The organism is Williamsia sp. DF01-3 (assembly GCF_023051145.1).
Classification (GTDB): domain Bacteria; phylum Actinomycetota; class Actinomycetes; order Mycobacteriales; family Mycobacteriaceae; genus Williamsia.
Genome location: NZ_JALKFS010000005.1, coordinates 3,986,510 through 4,006,413 on the forward strand (window position 1 = coordinate 3,986,510; position 19,904 = coordinate 4,006,413).

The 19,904-nt window shown below is 66.4% G+C and carries 18 protein-coding genes and 2 pseudogenes; 5 read left to right on the forward strand and 15 right to left on the reverse strand.

The window, feature by feature from the left end; translation table 11 throughout:
- Nucleotides 1-365: 365 nt before the first annotated feature.
- The 5 genes from MVA47_RS20905 to fdxA form a co-directional block, all read right to left on the reverse strand.
- The gene (locus MVA47_RS20905) at nucleotides 366-617 is read right to left on the reverse strand and encodes a hypothetical protein (RefSeq protein WP_247209735.1); all 252 of its coding nucleotides are present in this window, start codon (nucleotides 615-617) and stop codon (nucleotides 366-368) included.
- Nucleotides 614-1,087 (reverse strand): hypothetical protein, encoded by a 474-nt coding sequence (locus MVA47_RS20910; protein ID WP_247209736.1) that lies wholly within the window; start codon nucleotides 1,085-1,087, stop codon nucleotides 614-616. The genes MVA47_RS20905 and MVA47_RS20910 overlap by 4 nt, the downstream gene beginning before the upstream one ends.
- Nucleotides 1,065-1,949: a DUF692 family multinuclear iron-containing protein gene (locus tag MVA47_RS20915; RefSeq protein WP_247209737.1), complete on the reverse strand. Its 885-nt coding sequence runs from the start codon at nucleotides 1,947-1,949 to the stop codon at nucleotides 1,065-1,067. Before MVA47_RS20915 ends, MVA47_RS20910 begins: the two co-directional genes overlap by 23 nt.
- 167 nt (nucleotides 1,950-2,116) lie before the next feature.
- Entirely contained in the window at nucleotides 2,117-3,232 is a 1,116-nt protein-coding gene (gene dapC, locus MVA47_RS20920; protein ID WP_247209738.1) for a succinyldiaminopimelate transaminase, read from the reverse strand.
- 7 nt (nucleotides 3,233-3,239) lie between these two features.
- Entirely contained in the window at nucleotides 3,240-3,566 is a 327-nt protein-coding gene (gene fdxA, locus MVA47_RS20925) for a ferredoxin (RefSeq protein ID WP_247209739.1), read from the reverse strand.
- A gap of 334 nt (nucleotides 3,567-3,900) precedes the next feature.
- On the opposite strand from fdxA, the gene MVA47_RS20930 reads away from it, so the two are divergent.
- Complete coding sequence (locus MVA47_RS20930) at nucleotides 3,901-4,446, forward strand: cysteine dioxygenase family protein (RefSeq protein ID WP_247209740.1); 546 nt, start codon at nucleotides 3,901-3,903, stop codon at nucleotides 4,444-4,446.
- Between the two features lie 52 nt (nucleotides 4,447-4,498).
- Nucleotides 4,499-4,897 carry a rhodanese-like domain-containing protein gene (locus tag MVA47_RS20935; RefSeq protein WP_247209741.1) on the forward strand — a complete coding sequence of 133 codons (399 nt, stop codon included), beginning with the start codon at nucleotides 4,499-4,501 and terminating at the stop codon, nucleotides 4,895-4,897.
- A gap of 7 nt (nucleotides 4,898-4,904) precedes the next feature.
- Here the strand turns inward: MVA47_RS20935 and MVA47_RS20940 are convergent, their stop codons facing one another.
- From MVA47_RS20940 to typA, 6 genes and pseudogenes are all read right to left on the reverse strand, one after another.
- Entirely contained in the window at nucleotides 4,905-5,657 is a 753-nt protein-coding gene (locus MVA47_RS20940; protein WP_247209742.1) for a hypothetical protein, read from the reverse strand.
- Entirely contained in the window at nucleotides 5,654-7,987 is a 2,334-nt protein-coding gene (cofG, locus tag MVA47_RS20945; protein WP_247209743.1) for a 7,8-didemethyl-8-hydroxy-5-deazariboflavin synthase CofG, read from the reverse strand. The genes MVA47_RS20940 and cofG overlap by 4 nt, the downstream gene beginning before the upstream one ends.
- A 25-nt stretch (nucleotides 7,988-8,012) precedes the next feature.
- Entirely contained in the window at nucleotides 8,013-8,396 is a 384-nt protein-coding gene (locus MVA47_RS20950; RefSeq protein WP_247211088.1) for a facilitated glucose transporter, read from the reverse strand.
- A gap of 4 nt (nucleotides 8,397-8,400) precedes the next feature.
- Nucleotides 8,401-9,266: pseudogene (mshB, locus tag MVA47_RS20955) on the reverse strand (N-acetyl-1-D-myo-inositol-2-amino-2-deoxy-alpha-D-glucopyranoside deacetylase); the annotation flags it as partial.
- A gap of 16 nt (nucleotides 9,267-9,282) precedes the next feature.
- The gene (locus MVA47_RS20960; RefSeq protein WP_247209744.1) at nucleotides 9,283-11,250 is read right to left on the reverse strand and encodes an ABC transporter family substrate-binding protein; all 1,968 of its coding nucleotides are present in this window, start codon (nucleotides 11,248-11,250) and stop codon (nucleotides 9,283-9,285) included.
- Between the two features lie 48 nt (nucleotides 11,251-11,298).
- A pseudogene (typA, locus tag MVA47_RS20965) lies at nucleotides 11,299-13,208 on the reverse strand (translational GTPase TypA).
- Between the two features lie 173 nt (nucleotides 13,209-13,381).
- Between typA and MVA47_RS20970 the strand changes: the two are divergent.
- Nucleotides 13,382-13,564, forward strand: a complete 183-nt coding sequence (locus MVA47_RS20970) for a hypothetical protein (RefSeq protein WP_033335720.1) — start codon at nucleotides 13,382-13,384, stop codon at nucleotides 13,562-13,564.
- On the opposite strand, the gene MVA47_RS20975 is transcribed toward MVA47_RS20970, so the two are convergent.
- The 4 genes from MVA47_RS20975 to MVA47_RS20990 form a co-directional block, all read right to left on the reverse strand.
- Nucleotides 13,536-13,955 (reverse strand): (deoxy)nucleoside triphosphate pyrophosphohydrolase, encoded by a 420-nt coding sequence (locus MVA47_RS20975; RefSeq protein ID WP_247209745.1) that lies wholly within the window; start codon nucleotides 13,953-13,955, stop codon nucleotides 13,536-13,538. The genes MVA47_RS20970 and MVA47_RS20975 overlap by 29 nt on opposite strands.
- Nucleotides 13,948-14,994: an ABC transporter ATP-binding protein gene (locus MVA47_RS20980; RefSeq protein ID WP_247209746.1), complete on the reverse strand. Its 1,047-nt coding sequence runs from the start codon at nucleotides 14,992-14,994 to the stop codon at nucleotides 13,948-13,950. Before MVA47_RS20980 ends, MVA47_RS20975 begins: the two co-directional genes overlap by 8 nt.
- A 1-nt stretch (nucleotide 14,995) precedes the next feature.
- Nucleotides 14,996-16,540: an iron ABC transporter permease gene (locus tag MVA47_RS20985; protein WP_247210975.1), complete on the reverse strand. Its 1,545-nt coding sequence runs from the start codon at nucleotides 16,538-16,540 to the stop codon at nucleotides 14,996-14,998.
- A gap of 95 nt (nucleotides 16,541-16,635) precedes the next feature.
- Entirely contained in the window at nucleotides 16,636-17,667 is a 1,032-nt protein-coding gene (locus MVA47_RS20990; protein ID WP_247209747.1) for a thiamine ABC transporter substrate binding subunit, read from the reverse strand.
- Between the two features lie 289 nt (nucleotides 17,668-17,956).
- Between MVA47_RS20990 and MVA47_RS20995 the strand changes: the two genes are divergently transcribed.
- Both MVA47_RS20995 and MVA47_RS21000 read left to right on the forward strand, forming a co-directional pair.
- Nucleotides 17,957-18,766 carry a hypothetical protein gene (locus MVA47_RS20995; RefSeq protein ID WP_374474439.1) on the forward strand — a complete coding sequence of 270 codons (810 nt, stop codon included), beginning with the start codon at nucleotides 17,957-17,959 and terminating at the stop codon, nucleotides 18,764-18,766.
- A 244-nt stretch (nucleotides 18,767-19,010) separates the two neighbouring features.
- Nucleotides 19,011-19,877, forward strand: a complete 867-nt coding sequence (locus tag MVA47_RS21000; RefSeq protein ID WP_247209749.1) for a hypothetical protein — start codon at nucleotides 19,011-19,013, stop codon at nucleotides 19,875-19,877.
- Nucleotides 19,878-19,904: the final 27 nt, after the last annotated feature.

The following is a 19,904-nucleotide window of genomic DNA, read 5'->3' on the forward strand; positions in this document are numbered from 1 at the left end:
CCTCCGCCACCACCACACCCCGAGCCACAGGAGCTCCCGGAACTACAAGAACTCCCCGAACTGCACGATCCTGAACTGCTGCACGAGCTGCTCGAGCTGCAGTTGTGTTGGTGGCCCGATCCGCAGCTGTTGCTGTGCCAAGGTCCCGACGAATCGTTCCAGCTGGTGTTCCCGTGGTTCGTCGACCCATTCCCACCGCCGCCGAGATTGTTGTACGGCGAGCCGTACCAGGGTCCCCGGCCCGGAGCCCGATACCGATCGGCCGATCTGGACGAGCGGGAACCGACCACGGCGATGAGGGCGATCAACGCCCCGCCGGCCAAACACGCACCGATCACGATCAGAATTGTCATCGCCTCGCCTCTCTAACCGCTGCTCCCGCAGCCACCGCCACCACTCGACGAGCCACCGCCGCCGCCACAACTGCTTCCACACGAACCACCGCCGAACCCGCCATCGCCGTGACCTCCCCCGTCGGAACCGCCGATCCACCCGCCGCCGTCGCCGGACCAGCCTCCACGACGCCTGCGGCGGCGCCCCGGCTGCATCGATCGGGTCAGCAAGACGAACAGCAGAGCCGGTATCCCCACCGCCAGAGCTATGAACAGTGCGTTCATGACAACCCCTCCTCGTCGACAACTCTTGGACGCGACCCTGACAGATGCCATGTCGCCGAACCCATTCCGATCACCAGTTCTCGACGTCCGCGGTAGCGCACCCAAGCGATCCGCCGGACACCGGCGTACACCTTTTCGACCGCGAGCCAATCTGATTCCTCCGGGTCTAGATCGTCGCGACGCTCGAGCCACAACGTGAAAGCGGCCACGTCATCATGCGCGCACCCACGAAGCGGGTTCTCTCTACCGAACTGACCGAACCGCGAACGCCAGCGCGGGAGAGCTTCGAGTTGCGGGCCGGCACGCAGCGCTGCCGACGCTCGCTTCCCGACCAGGATGTCGCTCGTCAGCAGCGATCCGACGCGGTCGAAGCCGGCGGGGACCCGGCCTGCCAACAGGTCACCCACCACCTCGCGTTGCCGGGCGGCGAGCGCCGCGCGTTCTCGGTCAAGCGCAGTGGTCGACTTCACGGACCCGGCCTTCCTCGATCGCGGCGTCGATCGCGCGCAAACCCGGCAAGACCGTCTCGGGCCTGATGTCCGTGTCACGTTCGAGCATGATCCCGGGAACCCGAACCCGCGCCCGGTGGCATCCCGCCACGAACTGCGTGAGCAACGTCGTCACATCGTCCACCATCGGATCGCCATGGGTGTCCACATATCGCCCGTGGCGGTAACGGCCGCCTGCGGTGTGCACATAGGCGATGTGCGACAACGGGAATCGCAGCAACTGCCGCAGCGGATCACTCCCCTGCGCGACGGCGCTCGAGAAGAGGTTGGCCACGTCCAGAACCAACTGTGCCCCCGTGCGCCGGACGATCTCGGCGAGATAGTCGGGTTCGTCGAACTCATCCTCCGGCCAGGCGATCAGCGCCGCGATGTTCTCCAGTGCCAGCGGCACACCCACTGCGTCTTGGGCGCGGGAGATGTTGTCACACAGGATTGTCAACGCCGCGCGTGTTCGGGGAGGCGGCAACAGGTGACCGGCTTCCAGGACGTCGCCATGTAGCGGATCGGGCGAGTCCGCGGCCCGGACGAACGCGATGTGCTCGCTGACCACCGGCGACTCGAGTTCACGTGCGAGTTCGGCCAGTCGGCGCAAGCGCCCCGGGTCGGGTAGATCGGCCCCGGCAAGCCCGAGGCTGACGCCGTGCGCCACGATCGCCACTCCCCGGGCGCGCAGATCGGTCACTCCGTCCGGCAACACGCCGGGCGTCATGTTCTCGGCGACCACCTCGGTGAAGCGCAGGGACCCCGTATCCGCGAGATCGTTGAGCAGGTCGGAGATCGGGGCTCGCCACGCGATTGAAGATCCGGTCAGCTGTGTGCTCATCACGCCTCCTCACCCGGTCACGAGTGGACGGCGTCGGCCATTCGAATCCCTTGTAACGGTAGCTGTTTCGACAATCGATCCAGCTGACTGAAGACAGCTTCGCCCAAAGTGGCCGAGATGGGGTAACGGAACGGTCTCAGATTGGCAACAGGTGATATATCTGCAGGTCAGGACGCCAGGCGGGTGGCCGCAGCCGTAATCCGTTCGTCGGTGGCGGTCAGCGCGAACCGTACATGGCGCACGCCACGCGGGCCGTAGAAATCGCCTGGGGCGACGAGGATGCCGCGATCGGCAAGCCAGTCGACGGTGTCTCGGCACGGCTCGTCCCGGGTCGCCCACAGATACAGACCTGCGGCCGATTCATCGATCCGCAGCCCTGCGCCGCGAACGGCCGCCGCGAGAGTTTCGCGGCGGGCGCGGTAACGCTCCCGCTGGGCGTCGACGTGATGATCGTCGCCGAGCGCTGCGGCCATCGCCGCCTGCATCGCGTACGGGACCATCAGGCCCGCGTGTTTGCGCACGGCCAGCAGCTCCCCGATCAGCGCCGGGTCGCCGGCGAGGAAACCAGCACGGTAGCTCGCCAGGTTCGACGTCTTGGACAGCGAATGGACCGCCAGCAGACCGGTCGGATCACCGTCGGTGACCCGTGGGTCGAGGATCGACAGCGGTTCGTCGTCCCACGCCAGGCCCAGGTAGCACTCGTCCGACACCACGATCGTCCCGCGCTCGCGCGCCCACTGGACCACCTTGCGGAGGTGCTCGAGCCCGAGGACCTTCCCGGTGGGGTTCGACGGCGAGTTCAGGTACAGGAGGGCAGGCGAACTCGGTCCGAGCTGCGTGAGCGAATCAGCGCGAACCGGCTCCGCACCGGCAAGCAGGGCACCGACTTCATAAGTGGGATAAGCGATTTCGGGAATCACCACTTGATCGCCCGGCCCGATACCCAGAGTCGACGGCAGACCGGCGATGACCTCTTTGGTGCCGATCACCGGCAGGATCATGGTCTCGTCGAGACCGGGAACCGCGTGCCGGCGCGCAAGAGCGGCCACCGCGGCGTTGCGGACCTCGAGTGTCCCGATGGTCACCGGATAGCCGGGGAAACCCGACGCCTCGGCCAGTGCCGACCGGATCAGCGGATCAACCGGGTCCACCGGCGTCCCCACGGAGAGATCGACGATCCCGTCGCGATGCTCCGTCGCCCGAGCCTTCGCGGCCGCGAGGGTGTCCCAGGGGAAATCCGGAAGCCGCCTGGAAACCGGTTCGCGGCCACGCACCACTGTCATCGGGCAGTCAGTCCTCGGTGTTCATCGGAGGCAGCGCTTTGACGAACGGTGAGTCGTGCGCAACCTTGCCCACCTTGCTGGCACCGCCAGGCGAACCGAGATCATCGAAGAAGTCGACGTTGGCGTTGACATACGGTTCCCACTCGTCCGGCACATCGTCTTCGTAGAAGATGGCCTCCACCGGGCACACCGGCTCGCACGCACCACAGTCGACACATTCGTCGGGCTGGATGTAAAGCATCCGTTCGCCCTCATAGATGCAGTCGACAGGGCATTCCTCGACGCATGCCTTGTCCAACACATCAACGCAAGGCTCAGCGATGATATAGGTCACCGACCACCCTCCTCGTCTTCGCTACTCGCGCGTGGGCTGCACGCGCTCAAAAGCGGGCACGCCCTCCACCACAAAAAAGGACGGCAGACTGCCCGCTTGTCGCCTCCTAGTATCCGCGTTGCACATATCAAGTCAAAACCGGGTGAGGGAAGGTGGCCTTTATCCCCATCAGTCGGGCCTCGATTGAAATCACGACGGTCCTAACCCTGTGCAGTCCGGCGTGCGCGATCCATCCTGGGTGACGTGACCGTGCGCCAGATGTCCCTGTGGAACCGAATGTGTTGTCGCTGACCCAGCGACCACGCACCATTCGACTTTCCCAGGAGCACCTGCCATGACCTCCACACTGAACCGTCCGCTCTCCACCGCCGCAGTACCCACCCACCACTTCCCGACACGGTTGCGACCGGCCGATCTGCTGCGGCTGACCGACCAGAGCGCGAGTGACGTACTCGACGGCCGCCACGACGACCTGCTGCCCAAGTACTGGGACCGGGAGAACCGGTGGGCAACGCGTCTGCATCATGACGACGATGTCGACATCTGGCTGATCAGCTGGACTCCCGACGAATCAACCGACCTGCACGACCATGCCGGTTCGCTGGGCGCGCTCACTGTGCTGTCCGGCGCACTGACCGAATACCGGTGGACCGGGTCCACCCTCCGGGCCCGCACTCTCGACGAAGGCGACCAGGCCTCGTTCCCGCTGGGCTGGGTCCACGACGTGGTCCGCAGCCCCACCCGCGAGGTGACCAGCGAGCCGACGCTCAGCGTGCACGCGTACTCACCACCGTTGACCGCGATGTCCTACTACGAAGTCACCGACTCGCAGTCACTTCGCCGGACCAAGACCGTACTCACCGACGGCGGGGCAGCATGAGTTCGCAGTCACTACGCCGGACCAAGACCGTACTCACCGACGGTGGGGCAGCATGAGTTCGGTGACAACACGTCTGACGATCGATGAGATGCTGGCCCGTGCGCGGGAGGGCCTGGTGCGCCTGGAAGCGGCGGACGTACCGATCGCCGTCGAACACGGTGGCGTGCTCGTCGACATCCGGCCCGCAGCCCAACGCGCCGCCGAGGGCGAAGTGGACGGTGCCCTTATCATCGAACGCAACGTTCTCGAATGGCGACTCGATCCCACTTCCGACGCCCGCATCACCCGAGCGGTCGACCATGACGTCCAATGGATCGTGCTGTGCTCGCAGGGATACACGTCGAGCCTGGCCGCCGCGTCGCTGCAGGAACTCGGCCTCCACCGGGCCACCGACGTGGTCGGAGGATTCGAGGCACTCGTCGAAGCCGGGCTGGCCGAGCCTGCCCGTTGACCCCCGGTCAGCTGTTGTGCCGGATCTTCTCCACCGCGGAGTCCGTGGCCCGACGAAGGGCGGAGTGCTCGCCGATGAAATCGGCCACGGCGCCGATGACCGGTAGGGCACCCAACATCCGCCAGGGTTGACGCGGCGACGGACGACGACCCAACTCACCGACGATGGCACGGGATGTGGCCAGCCTGTCCCACACCGAGGCGTGACCTTCGTCTGCCGACTCATTGCGCAGCAACGCACGCGAATCCAGTTTCCGGCGGCAGAGCACGTGGGCGAGCAGGTCGGTCTGCGCATGACGGTCGTCGATGCCGTATGCCCGTGCGACCGCGCACAGCACGACCGCTTGCTGCACGAATCCGGCGATCACCTGGATCGGCAGCCGATTGGCGATCACGCCGAACACCCCGGGATAGGCCACCAGGGCCGTGGTCACCGTTCCCATACGGCCGACCCACCAGTCGCGGCGCTGATCAGCGGTCCAGCTCTCCCACTTCGCCGTCCCCGGGAAGCCGGAAGCATCGGTGACCTTGACGAGTGAGTCGTCCAAGGCCGCAATCAATTTCGCGATTCCCTCGGCGGGCACCTCCGACGCGGACATGGCCTGCTGTTCGGGTCCCCGAAACGTCCTGTGCTTGATCCCCAGAGGATCGAGGTGCTCCACCGCCCCGAGTGCGGGATCGATCAACCCGGTGGCCGTGTACAACAACCGGGCGACCTCGTGATCACTCAGGTGCTTCGCCGGCGGCAGCGGTAACTTCATGCGGCACTCTCTTTTCGGACGCCGGCGACGATTCGCTCCTGCGCTGGTCGGCCGATTGCTCCAGCCATGGACCGCATCTCTGCGGGTGTCCACGCGAGTCCATGATGCGACCCGGTTGATCGCGCGATGGTTTCCTCGATTGCCGTCCGCCCCAGATCGCTTGCGCCACTCTGCAGCATCAACTGCGCATCCGCCACCCCGAGACCGCGCAGACTGGTTCCGATCGTCGAAATCCGACCGTGCAACATCACACGCGACAGAGCGTGCACTGCCCGACTGTCGCGGATCGTCGGTTTGGTGGCATCCACAGACGGGGCGGGGGCTCCGGCGTGTGAGAACGGAAGCGGCACGAAGTCGATGAATCCCTCGGTGCGGTCGAACATCTCGCGCACCAGGCCCAACTCACGTACCCAGTCGGACGGACCGTCCCCGTGGCCGTAGACCAGGGTCGCGGTGGAACGCAGCCCCAGCTCGTGGGCCACCGAGAGGGCGTTTGCCCCCATGCTGAATCCCGCTGCGCCACCGATGTGGTCGAGGCCCGCGTCACGCAGTTCGGCCAGGAGGGTGCGGGCCACCGTCCCGCCCGCACGGACCGCGACGCCGATCGTCTCGGGGACCAGGAGGCTCACGTGCATGAACGGCACCCGCGCCTTGATGGCGCGGATGTACTGACAGCACTCTGCGGCGGTGGCGTTGGAGTCGGTTCGAATGCAGACCTCATCCACCCCGGCGATCGATGCTTCCCAGGCCCTGTCGGCGACCTCCTCGGCCGACAGAGCCGAGTGGGTGGAGGTCGCGCAGTATCGGCAGCCGGGTTCGCACACGGACACGGTGTTGATGATGCGGCTGGAAACGTAGGTGACGTCATCGCCGACGGTCTGTCGACGCAGCGAATCAGCCAGCGCGACAAGAGCATCCAGCTCATCACCATCGGCGTGCGCCAAGGTCAGGTAGTCGTCGGGACTGCAGCCGGCCGGGTCGGCGTGAGCACGGTCCAACGCCGCGCCGAAGTCCGGCACACCCCGAGCCGGGGCTCGGCCCGCCTCGCGAACCACACCCCATGGCCGACCGCTGGGACGGATGTCGGCGGCCAGGCCGGTCGTCGGATCCGCCACCGCCTGCACGTGGCCCGCGACAGCCGGATCGATCCACGGCGCGCCTTGCAGGACGTAACGCGGCTGCGCGGTGACGCGCTCGGTGAGGGTGTAGCCCGTGGCGGCGGTGATCTCGGCCAGGGATTCCAGATTGGGCCAGGGCCGTTCGGGATTGACGTGGTCAGGCGTCAACGGCGACACACCACCCCAGTCGTCGACGCCCGCCGAGACCAGAGCTGCACACTCGGCAGGCGAGACCAGATTCGGCGGAGCCTGGATTCGCATCCGCGGCCCGAGCACGATGCGCGCCACCGCGACTGCCGCCAGGAACTCCTCGAACTCGGCGTCGGCGACCCCGCGCATCGCGGTGTCGGGCTTGGCCCGAAAGTTCTGGACGATGACTTCTTGGATGTTGCCGAAGATGTTGTGTATCTTGCCGATCTCGATCAAAGAGTCGGCACGCTCGGCGAAACTCTCCCCGATTCCGACGAGGATCCCCGTGGTGAACGGTATGGACATCCGTCCCGCGTCGACAAGTACCCGCTTGCGGATCTCCGGGTCCTTGTCCGGACTGCCGTAGTGACAGTTCCCCCGGTCCGTGAAGAGACGGCGTGCCGTGGTCTCGAGCATCATGCCCATCGATGGAGCGACCGGCTTGAGTCGCGACATCTCTTCGGCACTCATCACCCCGGGATTGAGGTGGGGCAGCAGGCCGGTCTCTTCCAGAACACGGATGGCAGCGGCACGGACATAGTCGAGGGTGGAGCTGTAGCCGCGTTCGTCGAGCCACTGCTGCGCTTCGGGCCACCGGTCTTCTGGCCGGTCCCCCAAGGTGAACAGTGCTTCTTTGCAACCCAATTCAGCACCCTGCCGGGCGATCTCGACAACCTGGTCGAGTTCGAGGAACATGCCGTGGCCCGCACGGCTGAGTTTGCCCGGCACCGTGACGAAGGTGCAGTAGTGGCAGCGATCGCGGCACAAGCGTGTCAGCGGGATGAAAACCTTGCGTGAGTAGGTGATCTGGCGGTCGCGGCCTTCTTCTGCGAGCCCGACGTCACGTAGGTCAGCGGCGATGCGACACAACTGCTGGAGATCATCGCCGCGCACTGCAAGCAACGTGGTGGCCTGTTCCGGGCTGAGGGCGCCATCGCGAGCTTGCTGCAACGCGTTGTGCACCGCTGCAGACACCTGCCCGTCCGTCTGCGCCTCTGAGGTCAGCTGGTCTGGGGTCACCATCAGATAATGCTCCCCGACTGCCCGATCATTCCCTGGCCCCCGCGACCGGGGTGGTCTTGCCGGTGTCGGCGGCGGGCAACAGTCCGGCGTACGACACGAATGCGGGAACTCCCACACCCAGCCCCAGCAGCGCGAATGCTCGCCAGTCCTGCGGCATCAGAGCATCACCCCCGGGGCCACTTGCGGTGGCCACGAAGAAGGCGAGCCCGAACGCGATGAGAGCACCGAATCGGGCCATGGTCTCGGTGAGCGTCGCGCAACACCACAGCAGCACACAGTTCGCAGCGGCCGCCGCCACGGCGCTGATCGGAATCTGTACGGTGCCGATGGTCAGCTGGAGGAACGCCACCGAGGCGATCCCGACCAGGAATCCGTCCAGCCAGAGGAAAACCAGCAGTGCCCTGCGCATCACAGCCCCCGAACAGGTCCGGCTCACGGCCTCCCGGCCCCGTAGGCCCCTGGACCCCGGACACCAAGATGTAGTGTTCCTCGGCGAAGATGGGCTGAATGATGTTGTTGGACAACGCGTACTCGGTACCCGACGCTGACACCGTGACCTGTGTCGCATGAGCGGCAAGTGCCCGGACCTTGTGGTCGTACACCTCTCGCACGTCGATGGCCGTCGTCACCTCGGCATCGGGATGGCTGGGCAGCTCCCCGCCAGCGGCATCCGCCAGCCCGAAGGCACCCGCGTCTGCGCAGAGGCCAGCCCGTCGGCAAGCGCCGACTCCTCGGTCACCGTCCAGTAGTGCTTGCTCACCGTCCACGGCCGGGTCTCCGACGCTGCCGCGAGCTCGATGGCCCGGGCGCAGATCGCATGCACCTGGATGTGGTCGGGATGCCCGTAGCTGCCCACCGGGTCGTAACCGACGAGGACCTGCGGACGCGTCTGACAGATCAGCTCGGCCAAGACCTCGGCCGGTACGGTACCGGCTCCGATGAATGCCCGCGGGTGGTCGTTCGACGGCGCCCCGGCCATGCCCGAGTCACGCCACCGGCCGGCGCCGCCCAGGAACACCGGTGCGAGGGATCCGGCCGCTGGAGCGCTCAGCTCCGCCAGGGCCCGGGTCAGTTCGCTGATCCGGTAGCCCCCGAGCTGATCGGCACCGCCGTCTGCGGCCAGACCACTCCACTGTTCCCCGATCACCTCGCCCTCCTCACCCAGCGTGCAGGTGACGACGGTGACCTCTGCTCCGTCGGCCAGGTACTTCGCGATTGTGCCGCCGGTGGTGATGGTCTCGTCGTCGGGATGGGCGTGCACGAACAGCAAACGGTTCAAGGTGAGAGTTCTCTTTTCAGTTTCCGGTCTGCTGCTGCCAGCCCGCGGACCCACCGAAGATACCCGTCTGAACCGGCCCGGTGACAGGTGCGCCGGTCACCAGCGGCGATACCGCCGTGGTGAGGACGTCCTGATAGACGGGCAGATACACCGATTGGTCGTCGAGGAGTCGCTGGGCGGCGCGGAGATCCTCGGTGGGGTCGTCGGCCGAGATGGCCCGCGCCGACAGCGCCTGCAGTGCCGGGTCGCACAGACCGGACACATTGCTGGTGTACCGCGGTTCGGTGCGCTCCTCGGGTGCCTGCGACGAGCTCGACGCCGACTCGGTGGGGCCGGGAGAGGGTGTCGCCGACAGGCTGGGACCGGGTTCACCCGAGACCGATGTCTCCGTGGTCGCCTCGGTACTGAGGCATTCGGTGTTCGATGCCAGTGCGGTGGCGGGCGACTCGCCCGCGCGGCTCCAGCCCACGACGATGTCGACCTGACGGCCGGTCAGAGCCGAGCTGTAGAGGTCGGCGGTGGACAGGCTGACGGTCTCGGCGCGGATTCCCGAGCGGCCCAGCTGGTCCACGATGTTCGCGGCCGCGGCGCCGGTCCTTGGATCACCGCTGACCGAGGCAACCCGCACGATGAGGGGTTCACCGTCCCGCTCCACCTGCTGGACGCCCACGGGCAGGCGGGGCAGATCGCCGGCTGGGGTCTGCGGGGTCGGTGTGCCCGACACGTCAGACGAACCGGGTGCAGTGGTCGTGGTCTCCGTTGTCGTCGAGCCCGGCGCATCCGACGGGATCGATTCGTCCGACGGGGTCGGCGGCGGTTCGGCCAGTCCCCGGCGATACCCGGCGGCCGATATCCACCCATCGATCTGCTGAGGTGTGGCAACCGTGCGCGGAACGGGGTAATAACCCGGGTCCGATGGTGCGTACACCGAGTTCATGGCCGGCAGCACCTCGGTGTCGTCCGCGCCGGCGTAGGTGACGAGCTGGGTGTCGATGGAACCGAGCACCGCCCGCCGCAGATCCAGATCGGCCATCGAGTCGGTTCGGGTGTTCACCGTGATCCCGAGCGTGCGGGACTGGGCCACCTTCCCGGTCTGGACACCGCCGATGCTGCCGAGGTTGGCGCCCAGGGCCGGCCCGCCGCTGATCGCGGCGACGCGCGTGTCGCCTGAGCGCATCGAATCCGCCACCTGGCTGATGGTTCCGGCGCGCCGAAGGGTCAGCCGATCGACGATTGCCGGCTTGAGCCAGAACCGATCGTTGCGGATCATCCGCACCTCGTCGCGGCTGTGGTCGATGCCGCTGATCGTGAAGGGGCCTCCGGACGCCGGGAAGCCGCTGTCCATGCCCGACTGGAAGCCACCGGGAGCGCCCTTGAGCACATGCGACGGCAGGAGGTCGTTGAACAGCTCCCGCCATGCCGGGTACGGCGCCGCGAAGGTCGCGGTGACCTCTTTGCCACCGCCGCCGCTGCGGACATCGGTGATCAGCCGATATCCGGCCGGCGCGGTGACGTTGGGTTGCCGCGACATCTGCTGCCAGAGGTAGATGAAATCCTCTGCGGTGATCGGCAGCCCGTCGGACCACTGGGCGTCCTCGTGGATGCGGTAGGTGATCGTGAACGGCGCGGTGCCGGTCACCTCCGCGCTGGTGAGCAGAGCCGGGTCCATCACCCATCCCACCCGCGGGCCGTCGGCGACCGGCCGGAATGAACTGGGCAACGTCATCGCCGCGACCGCTGTGGTCACCGCCGACTGGTCCGCGGCCAGGTGCGGGTTGAAGCCGATACCGATCGAGTCGGTGGCGACGTACAGCACCTGGCCTGACGGCTCGGTGGGCTCGGGCGGGACCGAATTGGTCTGCTGCACAGGGGGCGGCGGGTCTGCGACGCACGCCGTGACGAGCATGAGACACGCCGCGACGAGCCCCAAGCACCTCAGCGCCTTGGTATCCAACCGCGATTGTCCGGCAGCGTCGCCCGTCATCAACTCCCCGTCGTCGATCCTTCGCCCGATGTCAGCTCACACAGCGAGTCAGCTGACGCTCTGGTTGCGGGCCTTGGTCTTCGACCGCTCACGTGCGCGGGTGTTCGAGTCGAGGTTGACCTTGCGCACCCGGACGACCTCCGGGGTGACCTCGACACACTCGTCGTCGGTACAGAACTCCATCGCAGCCTCGAGTTCGAGCTTGATGGGCTTGGCGAGGGTCTCCATCACATCGGCGGAGGACTGACGCATGTTGGTCAGCTTCTTCTCCTTGGTGACGTTGATGTCGAGGTCCTCCATGCGCGGGTTGATACCCACGACCATGCCCTCGTAGGTGTCGGCGCCCGGCTCGACGAAGAACGTTCCCCGGTCGGCCAGCTGGATCATGGCGAACGGCGTGACCGTTCCGGCGCGGTCCGAGACCAGCGAACCGGTGTGGCGGGCGCGGATCTCGCCGCCCACGGCGCATAGCCGTCGAACACCGCGTTCGCGATACCGGTGCCACGGGTCTCGGTCAAAAAGTCGGTGCGGAATCCGATCAGACCGCGCGAAGGAACGACGAACTCCATCCGGACCCAGCCACTGCCGTGGTTGGCCATGTCGCCCATCCGACCCTTACGGGCGGCGAGCAGCTGCGTGACCGCACCCAGGTACTCCTCGGGTACGTCGATCGTCAGATGCTCGAACGGCTCGTGCAGCTTGCCGTCGACCTGCTTGGTGACCACCTGCGGCTTGCCGACGGTCAGCTCGAAGCCTTCGCGTCGCATCTGCTCGACAAGGATTGCCAGAGCGAGCTCACCACGACCCTGGACCTCCCAGGCGTCCGGACGACCGATGTCGAGGACACGCAACGACACGTTGCCGACGAGCTCGCTGTCGAGGCGGTCCTTGACCATGCGGGAGGTGAGCTTGTGCCCCTTGACCCGACCGACCAGCGGTGAGGTGTTGGTGCCGATGGTCACCGAGATGGCCGGCTCATCGACCGTGATCCGGGGCAGTGCGATCGGATGATCGACGTCGGCGAGGGTGTCGCCGATCATGATCTCCGGCATGCCGGCCACGGCCACGATGTCGCCGGCGACGGCGGTTTCTGCGGGAGTGCGCGCGACGCCGACGGTGACGAGCAGTTCGGTGATCTTGGCGCGTTCGGTGACGGGCTCGCCGTTGACCTCACGCAGCCAGGCGACGGTCTGGCCCTTCTTCAAGGTGCCGGCGTAGAGGCGGACCAGCGCGAGCCTGCCGAGGAACGCCGAGGCGTCGAGGTTGGTGACGTGGGCCTGCAGAGGCGCGTCGAGATCACCTTTGGGGGCCGGGACGTACGAGAGCAGCACGTCGAAGAGTGCGTCGAGGTTCTCGCCATCGGGAACCTGGCCGTTCTCCGGAGCGGTGGTGCTGGCGATACCCGCACGACCCGAGGCGTACAGGACCGGCAGGTCGAGAGCGAGTTCGGCGGCCTCGGCGGCTTCGTCGTCGACGTCGGACGCGAGGTCGAGCAGGAGGTCGTGGCTCTCCTCGACGACCTCGGCGATACGCGCATCCGGACGGTCGGTCTTGTTGACGACGAGGATCACGGGCAACGACGCGGCGAGTGCCTTACGCAGCACGAACCGGGTCTGCGGCAGCGGACCCTCGGACGCGTCGACCAGGAGCACAACACCGTCGACCATGGACAGGCCGCGCTCGACCTCACCGCCGAAGTCGGCGTGGCCGGGGGTGTCGATGACATTGATGACCACTTCGGTGCCGTCGGGCTGACGACGGTGCACCGCGGTGTTCTTGGCCAGGATCGTGATGCCCTTTTCCCGTTCGAGGTCGCCGGAATCCATCACACGATCGACGAGTTCGGCGCGTTCCTCGAAAACGCCCGATTGCCGCAGCATCGCATCAACCAGGGTGGTTTTCCCGTGGTCGACGTGCGCAACGATCGCGACGTTGCGGAAATTGGGGGCAGCAGTCACTGAAGTTCTCCGGACGTGAAGTGGGCATGTCAAAAAGGTCGAGCGAGGTGCTCAGACCAATACAGGGTATCCGGTACCCCGGTGAGAGCGCCGTCACAGGACACATCGACCCCAGAATTAAGGTGCTGCTAACCTAACTTTTCCGGGTACGCACCGACACGAAGAGGTCAGCAGTGGGCAAGAAGAAGGCGGCAGACGTCTGCAGCATGAAGGCGAAAAAGAAGTGCTGCCGATCGTCCACCCGGTGCCTGCGCTGCCCCGTGGTGATCCACAAGATGCAGAAGTTCGCTGATCAGGGCATGTCCAACAAGGAACTCACCAAAGCCCTCAAGAAGGTTCGTTCCCGCGCTGCCTGACGGCCAACAGTTCAACAAGGTCATCGAGCCAGACCGCGTCCGCGGGCACGAGTTCACCCCGCGCCGCCATCGACTCGAGTTCCGGGGTCTCGACCCACCGCACGGCCGAGTGTTCCGCCGGCCGGGGCGACCCTTTGATCAGATCAGCGGCCAGCGCCACCAAGACGAGGTCGGCGCGCAACGGTACGGGCTCCCCTAGTTGCCGACCGACTCGTACCTCGATGCCGAGTTCCTCGCCGAGTTCGCGGCGCAGAGCTTGTTCACGGCTCTCCCCCGCCTCGACCTTTCCGCCCGGCAGTTCCCACAACCCGGCGACCTCCGTGGGATAGGTCCGTTGCGCGAGCAGCAGCCGACCATCCCCGATCACTGCTCCGGCGACGACCTCACGCATCGGCGTCCTCCGTGCTGTGTTCGGTGATGACCGCAAGCCGGTGTGCGTCGAGCACAATCGCCATCCGATCACCCAACGACACCGCAGCGTTGCTCACGGCATCCACGTCGATTCCCGCCACCGACAGCCGCACTCGTGTGCCCTCCGGCAGCGACGCCACATGCCGCACCGTTCCGACGGGCGCCGACTGCCCGGCATCGGCAAGCGGTAAGGCCGCGACAGCATCCGGCCGTAGCCCTATTCGCACTTGCCCGTCGGGAACATCCAGCGCAACCGCGCCGAGGTCGCTGTCCAACACACCCGCGCGAACGGTCCCTTTGAAGATGGTTGTGCACCCGATGAACCGAGCGACCCGTTCGTTTCGCGGTGCGCGCCACAACGACGCCGGGTCGTCGTGCTGGATGATCCGACCCCGGTCCATCACGGCGATGTGGTCGGCCATCAACGCCGCCTCGGTGTGGTCGTGGGTCACCACGATGGTGGGAGTGCCTGTGGCGTCGATGATCTCGGCGATCTCGACAGCGAGTCGTTCACGAAGTTGCCGATCGAGGGCCGAAAGGGGTTCGTCGAGCAACAACAGGCGAGGACGAGGGGCAAGAGCGCGGGCCAGTGCCACCCGCTGCTGCTGCCCACCCGACAACTCGGCGACCTGCCGGTTCCCGTACCCGGAGAGATCAACCAGGTCCAGCATCTCTGCCACCCGGGCGGCGGTGGCATCTTTACGCCAACGCCGGGCACGCAATCCGTATCCGATGTTGTCTGCGACGCTGCGTCCGGGCAGCAACTGTCCGTCCTGGAACACCACCCCGAAGTCGCGCCGATGAGTCGCGATCGGCGCCAGATCCGCTCCGTCGAACGTGATCGTGCCGCCGGTCAGCGGTTCCAGGCCGGCGATGGCGCGGATGAGAGTGGATTTGCCACATCCCGACGGACCCAGCAGTGCCGTGATGGCCGATCCCTCGGTGCCGATCGACAAGCTGAGGTCGTCGAGGACGGTTTCGGACCGATAACCGACTGTCACAGAGGATAATTGGAGCATCTCAGAACTCGCCTCCCCGTTCTTCGCGACGGACGACCTCGATCAGGGTGACCACCACGGCGGTCACCACCAGCATCATCACCGAGCAGGCCATCGCGGTCGCGAAGTTGCCCGACCCGGGCCGGGCAAGGGACGAACCGATCAGTACCGGCACCGTTGTGGTGTCGGGACGAGCGACAAAACTGGTCGCCCCGAACTCCCCGAGCGCGATGACAAAAGCGAAACCCGCTGCAGCGCATAGTGCCCGCCTGATGACCGGGAAGTCGACGGTCCACCACACCCGCAACGGACCGGCCCCCAGGGTGGCCGTCGCCTGACGCAGCCGCCTGTCGATCAGACCCATGGCCGGCACGAGGATCCGGATGACCAGTGGGCACGCGATCAGGGCCTGCACCGCGGGCACGATGACCGGCGAGGTGCTCACCTCCCGCGGCATCGCGGTGAGGACAACGAGGTACCCGAGGCCGACGGTCACCGCGCTGACCCCCAGCGGGAGCATGGTGATCACCGTTGCAGCACTGCCCGACCACCCCCTCGCCCGGGAGATGGCAACGGCGCCGGCAAGACCGAGGGCCATCGCAATGACCGTCGCCCATGTCGCACTGAGCAGTGAATACCGCATGGTGTCCAGTGGTGTCTGACCGTTCACCGACTCCGACAGCGCCCGGTAACCGTCCAGATTCCAGTTCCCACCCACGGTGGGTCGCACCGAGCGCAGCACCAGGATTGCCGGTGGGGCCAGCAGGATCACCCCCGACACCCCGAGGATCGAGCCGATCACCGGCCACTCACGGCCGCGTGGCCGCCTGCGGTATCGCGGAGCAGCTGTCGCGCGGACCCGGCGACCGAGGATCGCGCTGAGCGCGACCACCACCGCGACCACGACGATCTGGACCATCGAGAGCGCAACCGCAGCAGGTAGCTGGAAGAAACCGATTGCCTGCCGGTAGATCTCGGTCTCCAGCGTGTTGAATCTGCCGCCACCGAGTATCAGGATGACCCCGAAGCTGGTCGCGCAGAACAGGAACACCACTGATGCCGCAGAGGCGATGGCCGGGGCCAACGCGGGCAAGGTGATCGTGCGGAACACGCGGATGGGTCCGGCTCCGAGAGTCCGGGCGGCCTGCTCGGAACGAGGATCGATTCCGGACCACACCGACCCGACCGTGCGCACCACCACTGCGACATTGAAGAACATGTGCGCCAACAGGATTGCCCAGACGGATGCGGCGAGATCCAAACCGGCGAGCGGGGCGCGATCACCCAGCAGAGCCGAGAACGCTACGCCGACGACAACGGTGGGCAGGACAAAAGGGATGGTGACGAGCACCCTCAGCAGCAGCGCACCTCGGAGTTCATAGGTGGACAGCACCCACGCGAGCGGAAGGCCGATCAGCAGGGTGAGGGCAGTGGACGCGGCAGCCTGCGCGACGGTGAACCACAGCAGATGTGCGGCGTTGGCACCGTCGAGAAGCTGCCACAGGTTCGACGCGGAGCCGTCGGCGAACGCCCGCTCCGCCAAGGCCACGAGTGGCCAGCCGAACATCACCGCCACGAACACCAGCGGGGCGGCGCCCAGAGCCGTCACAGCCACTCGGCCGACAATGGCCGAATGTGCCGGCCGAGCCGTCGGCACCTCGATCAGCGGCCCATCACGGTGCGCCACTCCTGTTGCCACGCTTCGCGGTTCGTCGCGATCTCGTCGGCGGGCATGGTTGCGGCGGCCTCGGGCTCGGGAGCGTGCTGAGCCCAGTCGACCGGCAGGGGTGTTCCTTCACGGACCGGGTAGACGTACATCGACTCGGGAAGCGCCGCCTGAACGGGCTCACTGATCAAGTAGTCGATGACCTTCTTGGCGCCGTCTTCGTTCGACGCGCCGCGCAGTACGCCGGCGTACTCGACCTGCTCGAAGCAGGTGTCGAGCAAGGCGGTGGTGGTGGGGAGAAACGCGGGCGACGATGCGTAGGAGACGACGATCGGCTTGGAGCCCTTGCCCTCACCCGCGGTGAACTCCTGGTTGTAGGCCTCGGTCCATCCGGGCGCGATGGCCACCTCGTTGTCGCGCAGTCGCTGCCAGTAGCCCTGCCATCCGCCGTTCACCCCATCCGGGTAGGCGGCGATGGTCGCGAGCAGGAACGCCATTCCGGGTGATGACGTGGCGGGATCCATCGCGACGGTCAGCCCGCGGTACCGCGGATCGGTGAGGTCGGCCAGGTTCTGGGGTGCGGGCAGGTTGCGGTCGGCGAACCAGGTGTTGTCCACGTTCACGCAGACGTCTCCCCGGTCGACGGCGGTGAGCAGGTTGGGGGGCGGCAACGCGTCGTCGGCGGGTCCGAGCGCGTTGTCGGGGCTGGTGTACTCCACCAGGGCACCGGCGTCGATGACCCGGGACGCGAAGGTGTTGTCGATGCCGTACACGGCGTCGCCGCGAGGCGATCCGGCCGTGAGGGCGACCGAGGAGGACAGCTGACCCGCATCGGCTTCTCTGACCACCTTCAGGGTCAATCCGGTCTGCTCCTCGAAGGTGGCCAGGAGTTCGTCCGGCAGCACAAACGAGTCGTGGGTGAGCAACACCACCTCGTCGCTGGTGTCCGAGTCGCCACAGGCGCTCAAGGCGGTCGTGGCGACCGCGGCAGCGATCAGCGCTGCTACGAATTGATGTCGTCGACGCATCGAGCCTCCAGAGGTGCGGTGGTGCCTGGTCATCAATGATCTAACCAGGCACTCGACGCACCGCTCTCGCCCAGTGCGCGTGGCCGTGGCCCGAATGACACATAACAATTGTGTCTCCAGCCCCATGAGTCACTCCAGTAACACGCTATGGTCCCCTGGCGACAGAAATCGATTCTCGCGGCGCGTCCCCCTGTTGGCGGGATGGTCACGGAACGGTTACCGTCAGCACGGCGATTTACACACCAGCCGTCAGATCGCGGGCAATCAACGCAAGATGGGACACCACACAGTGCTATTCAGTGAGCCGACAGGTCGCAGCAGCAAGCGTTCACGCAAGCCGTTGCCCAACCTTTCCGCCCGCCGGGTCGTCACGGCCGTCGCGATTGCCGCCAGCGCTGCGCTCGCACTGCCGGCCACGGCCTCTGCCGCACCGGCCCCGGCGCCGACACCCAAGGTCAGCGAGGCCACACTGCAGTCGCTGGGCGCGTTCGTCCCGGCGATCATCGGTTCGGCCGCGACCCCGGGCCCCGACGGCAAGGTCAATGCCGATCTGATGGCGAACGCCAGGACCCTGGCAGCCGACTCCGGATTGCCGCCAGACCTCGCGAAGATCTGGGATCGTGTCATCAGCTTCCTCGAGGGCACCGGCGGTGGCGGTCCCGCAATTCCCACCGGCCCCGGCGCACCCGTGATCCAGCAATTCCTCTACCCGACCCTGGGCAACGGGTGCATTCCCGGAGGCAACTCCGTGGGCACCGCGCTCGCGACCGCAGGACCGCAGCAGGCACCCGCTCCCGGTCCCGCCCGCGGCGAAGCCGGCTTCGTCTACACCAGCCTCGGCACCGGGCCCGCACTGAACAACAAAGAAGCCCCGCTGACCGTGGCCTGGGTCAACATCGACACCGGCAAGACCGGCCAGCAGAGCCTGCAGCGCAACGAGAAGATCAACGTCGCCGAGGGCCCCGGAACTTTCACCACGATCGCGAAAACCGGTAAGGGCCGGGTCATCTCGGCCATCTACGGCAATGTCACCACAAAGACCGAGGGCAAGGTGGTCAGCTGCACCATCATCCCGACCGTCGGCTTGATGAACATCTAGCCGTCCCCCGCACAGCTACAGGCGCCGACCATCTGGTCGGCGCCTGTTTCTTTTACCATTGCGAACAGTCCCGCCGAGATCCGTTGACCCGCAGGGAAACCGGAACGGTAGCAGTTGCATCACAGGTCAGCGTCGCAGCTTGCCTTCTCCTTGAATCACATGGTTGTGTGTAACAAGCGCACCATTGGCCACATCTGTCACACGGGTAACAGGTGGCCCATCATCTTCTCTTCAAGGGGGAACCATGCCCAGCTCACCAATGCTTCGCCGAGGCCTCGCCGCACTTGCGATCGCAGCGTCCGGGGCGCTGCTGATGCCTGCCCTGGCTTCGGCTGAGCCTGCGGCACCGATCGACACGACCCTCACCGCTCCGAAGCACACCCCCAGCGACGCCGAACTGACCTCGGCGATCGGAACGCTGAAGAAGACCTCGGGAGATCCGACCGCCCTGGCCGCGGCGAAAGCGCTCCTGGGCGGAACAGGTCAGGTGCCGACCGAGGTCGCCGGCACCGCGGCCACGCCGGCGGCTGACTCCTCGGACATGTTCGGCCTTCTCGCCGAGGCCAACGAGAGTCTGCGCAAGCTCGGCATCCAGAGCTTCATCAACCCGTCGGCGGCCTTCAACTGCACAGCCCCGACCGAATCCAATCCGCTCGGACTGGTCCCCGCAGTAGGTGGAGCGATTCCGGGCCCCTACTTCCTGCCCGGGCTGAAGCTTCCCGAAGGACTCGACGCCAATCTCATCAAAGACGGTGAGACGCTCTTCGGCTTCTTCCCGGCCGGCATCACTGCCGACGGCGCAGCCACCGGAATGCAGGTCGCCTGGTTCAACGTGAACACCCTCAAGGGCGGTTTCGCGGACATGGCGCCGGTGGGCACGACGATCGTCGACTTGCTGATGAAGAACGTCCCCGCCTCCTTCCCGGCCGCGATCCGCACCGCGATCGCCGAGCGCATCTCGGCTGTGGTGAACAACGTCAGCGTCAAGGGTGCCCGCCTGGCACCGGTGGAGACGGGCAACGGCACAGTGTTGTCCGCAGTCTTCGGCACCGTCCAGAACGGAAACCGCAGCTGCTTCTTCTTCCCGATGATCGGGATCACCCAGGCGTAGCTCGGTATCAGCGTTTTCATGTAGGAG

Coding starts and splice junctions, on each gene's coding strand:
- MVA47_RS20915 (WP_247209737.1), bottom strand. CDS start 1,949: ATGAGCACACAGCTGACCGGATCTTCAATCGCGTGGCGAGCCCCGATC.
- MVA47_RS20940 (WP_247209742.1), bottom strand. CDS start 5,657: ATGAAGTTACCGCTGCCGCCGGCGAAGCACCTGAGTGATCACGAGGTC.
- MVA47_RS20990 (WP_247209747.1), bottom strand. CDS start 17,667: ATGCGTCGACGACATCAATTCGTAGCAGCGCTGATCGCTGCCGCGGTC.
- MVA47_RS20980 (WP_247209746.1), bottom strand. CDS start 14,994: ATGCTCCAATTATCCTCTGTGACAGTCGGTTATCGGTCCGAAACCGTC.
- MVA47_RS21000 (WP_247209749.1), top strand. CDS start 19,011: ATGCCCAGCTCACCAATGCTTCGCCGAGGCCTCGCCGCACTTGCGATC.
- MVA47_RS20985 (WP_247210975.1), bottom strand. CDS start 16,540: ATGTTCGGCTGGCCACTCGTGGCCTTGGCGGAGCGGGCGTTCGCCGAC.
- cofG (WP_247209743.1), bottom strand. CDS start 7,987: ATGGTGACCCCAGACCAGCTGACCTCAGAGGCGCAGACGGACGGGCAG.
- MVA47_RS20950 (WP_247211088.1), bottom strand. CDS start 8,396: ATGCGCAGGGCACTGCTGGTTTTCCTCTGGCTGGACGGATTCCTGGTC.
- dapC (WP_247209738.1), bottom strand. CDS start 3,232: ATGACAGTGGTGCGTGGCCGCGAACCGGTTTCCAGGCGGCTTCCGGAT.
- MVA47_RS20930 (WP_247209740.1), top strand. CDS start 3,901: ATGACCTCCACACTGAACCGTCCGCTCTCCACCGCCGCAGTACCCACC.
- MVA47_RS20975 (WP_247209745.1), bottom strand. CDS start 13,955: ATGCGTGAGGTCGTCGCCGGAGCAGTGATCGGGGATGGTCGGCTGCTG.
- MVA47_RS20960 (WP_247209744.1), bottom strand. CDS start 11,250: ATGACGGGCGACGCTGCCGGACAATCGCGGTTGGATACCAAGGCGCTG.
- MVA47_RS20935 (WP_247209741.1), top strand. CDS start 4,499: ATGAGTTCGGTGACAACACGTCTGACGATCGATGAGATGCTGGCCCGT.
- MVA47_RS20905 (WP_247209735.1), bottom strand. CDS start 617: ATGAACGCACTGTTCATAGCTCTGGCGGTGGGGATACCGGCTCTGCTG.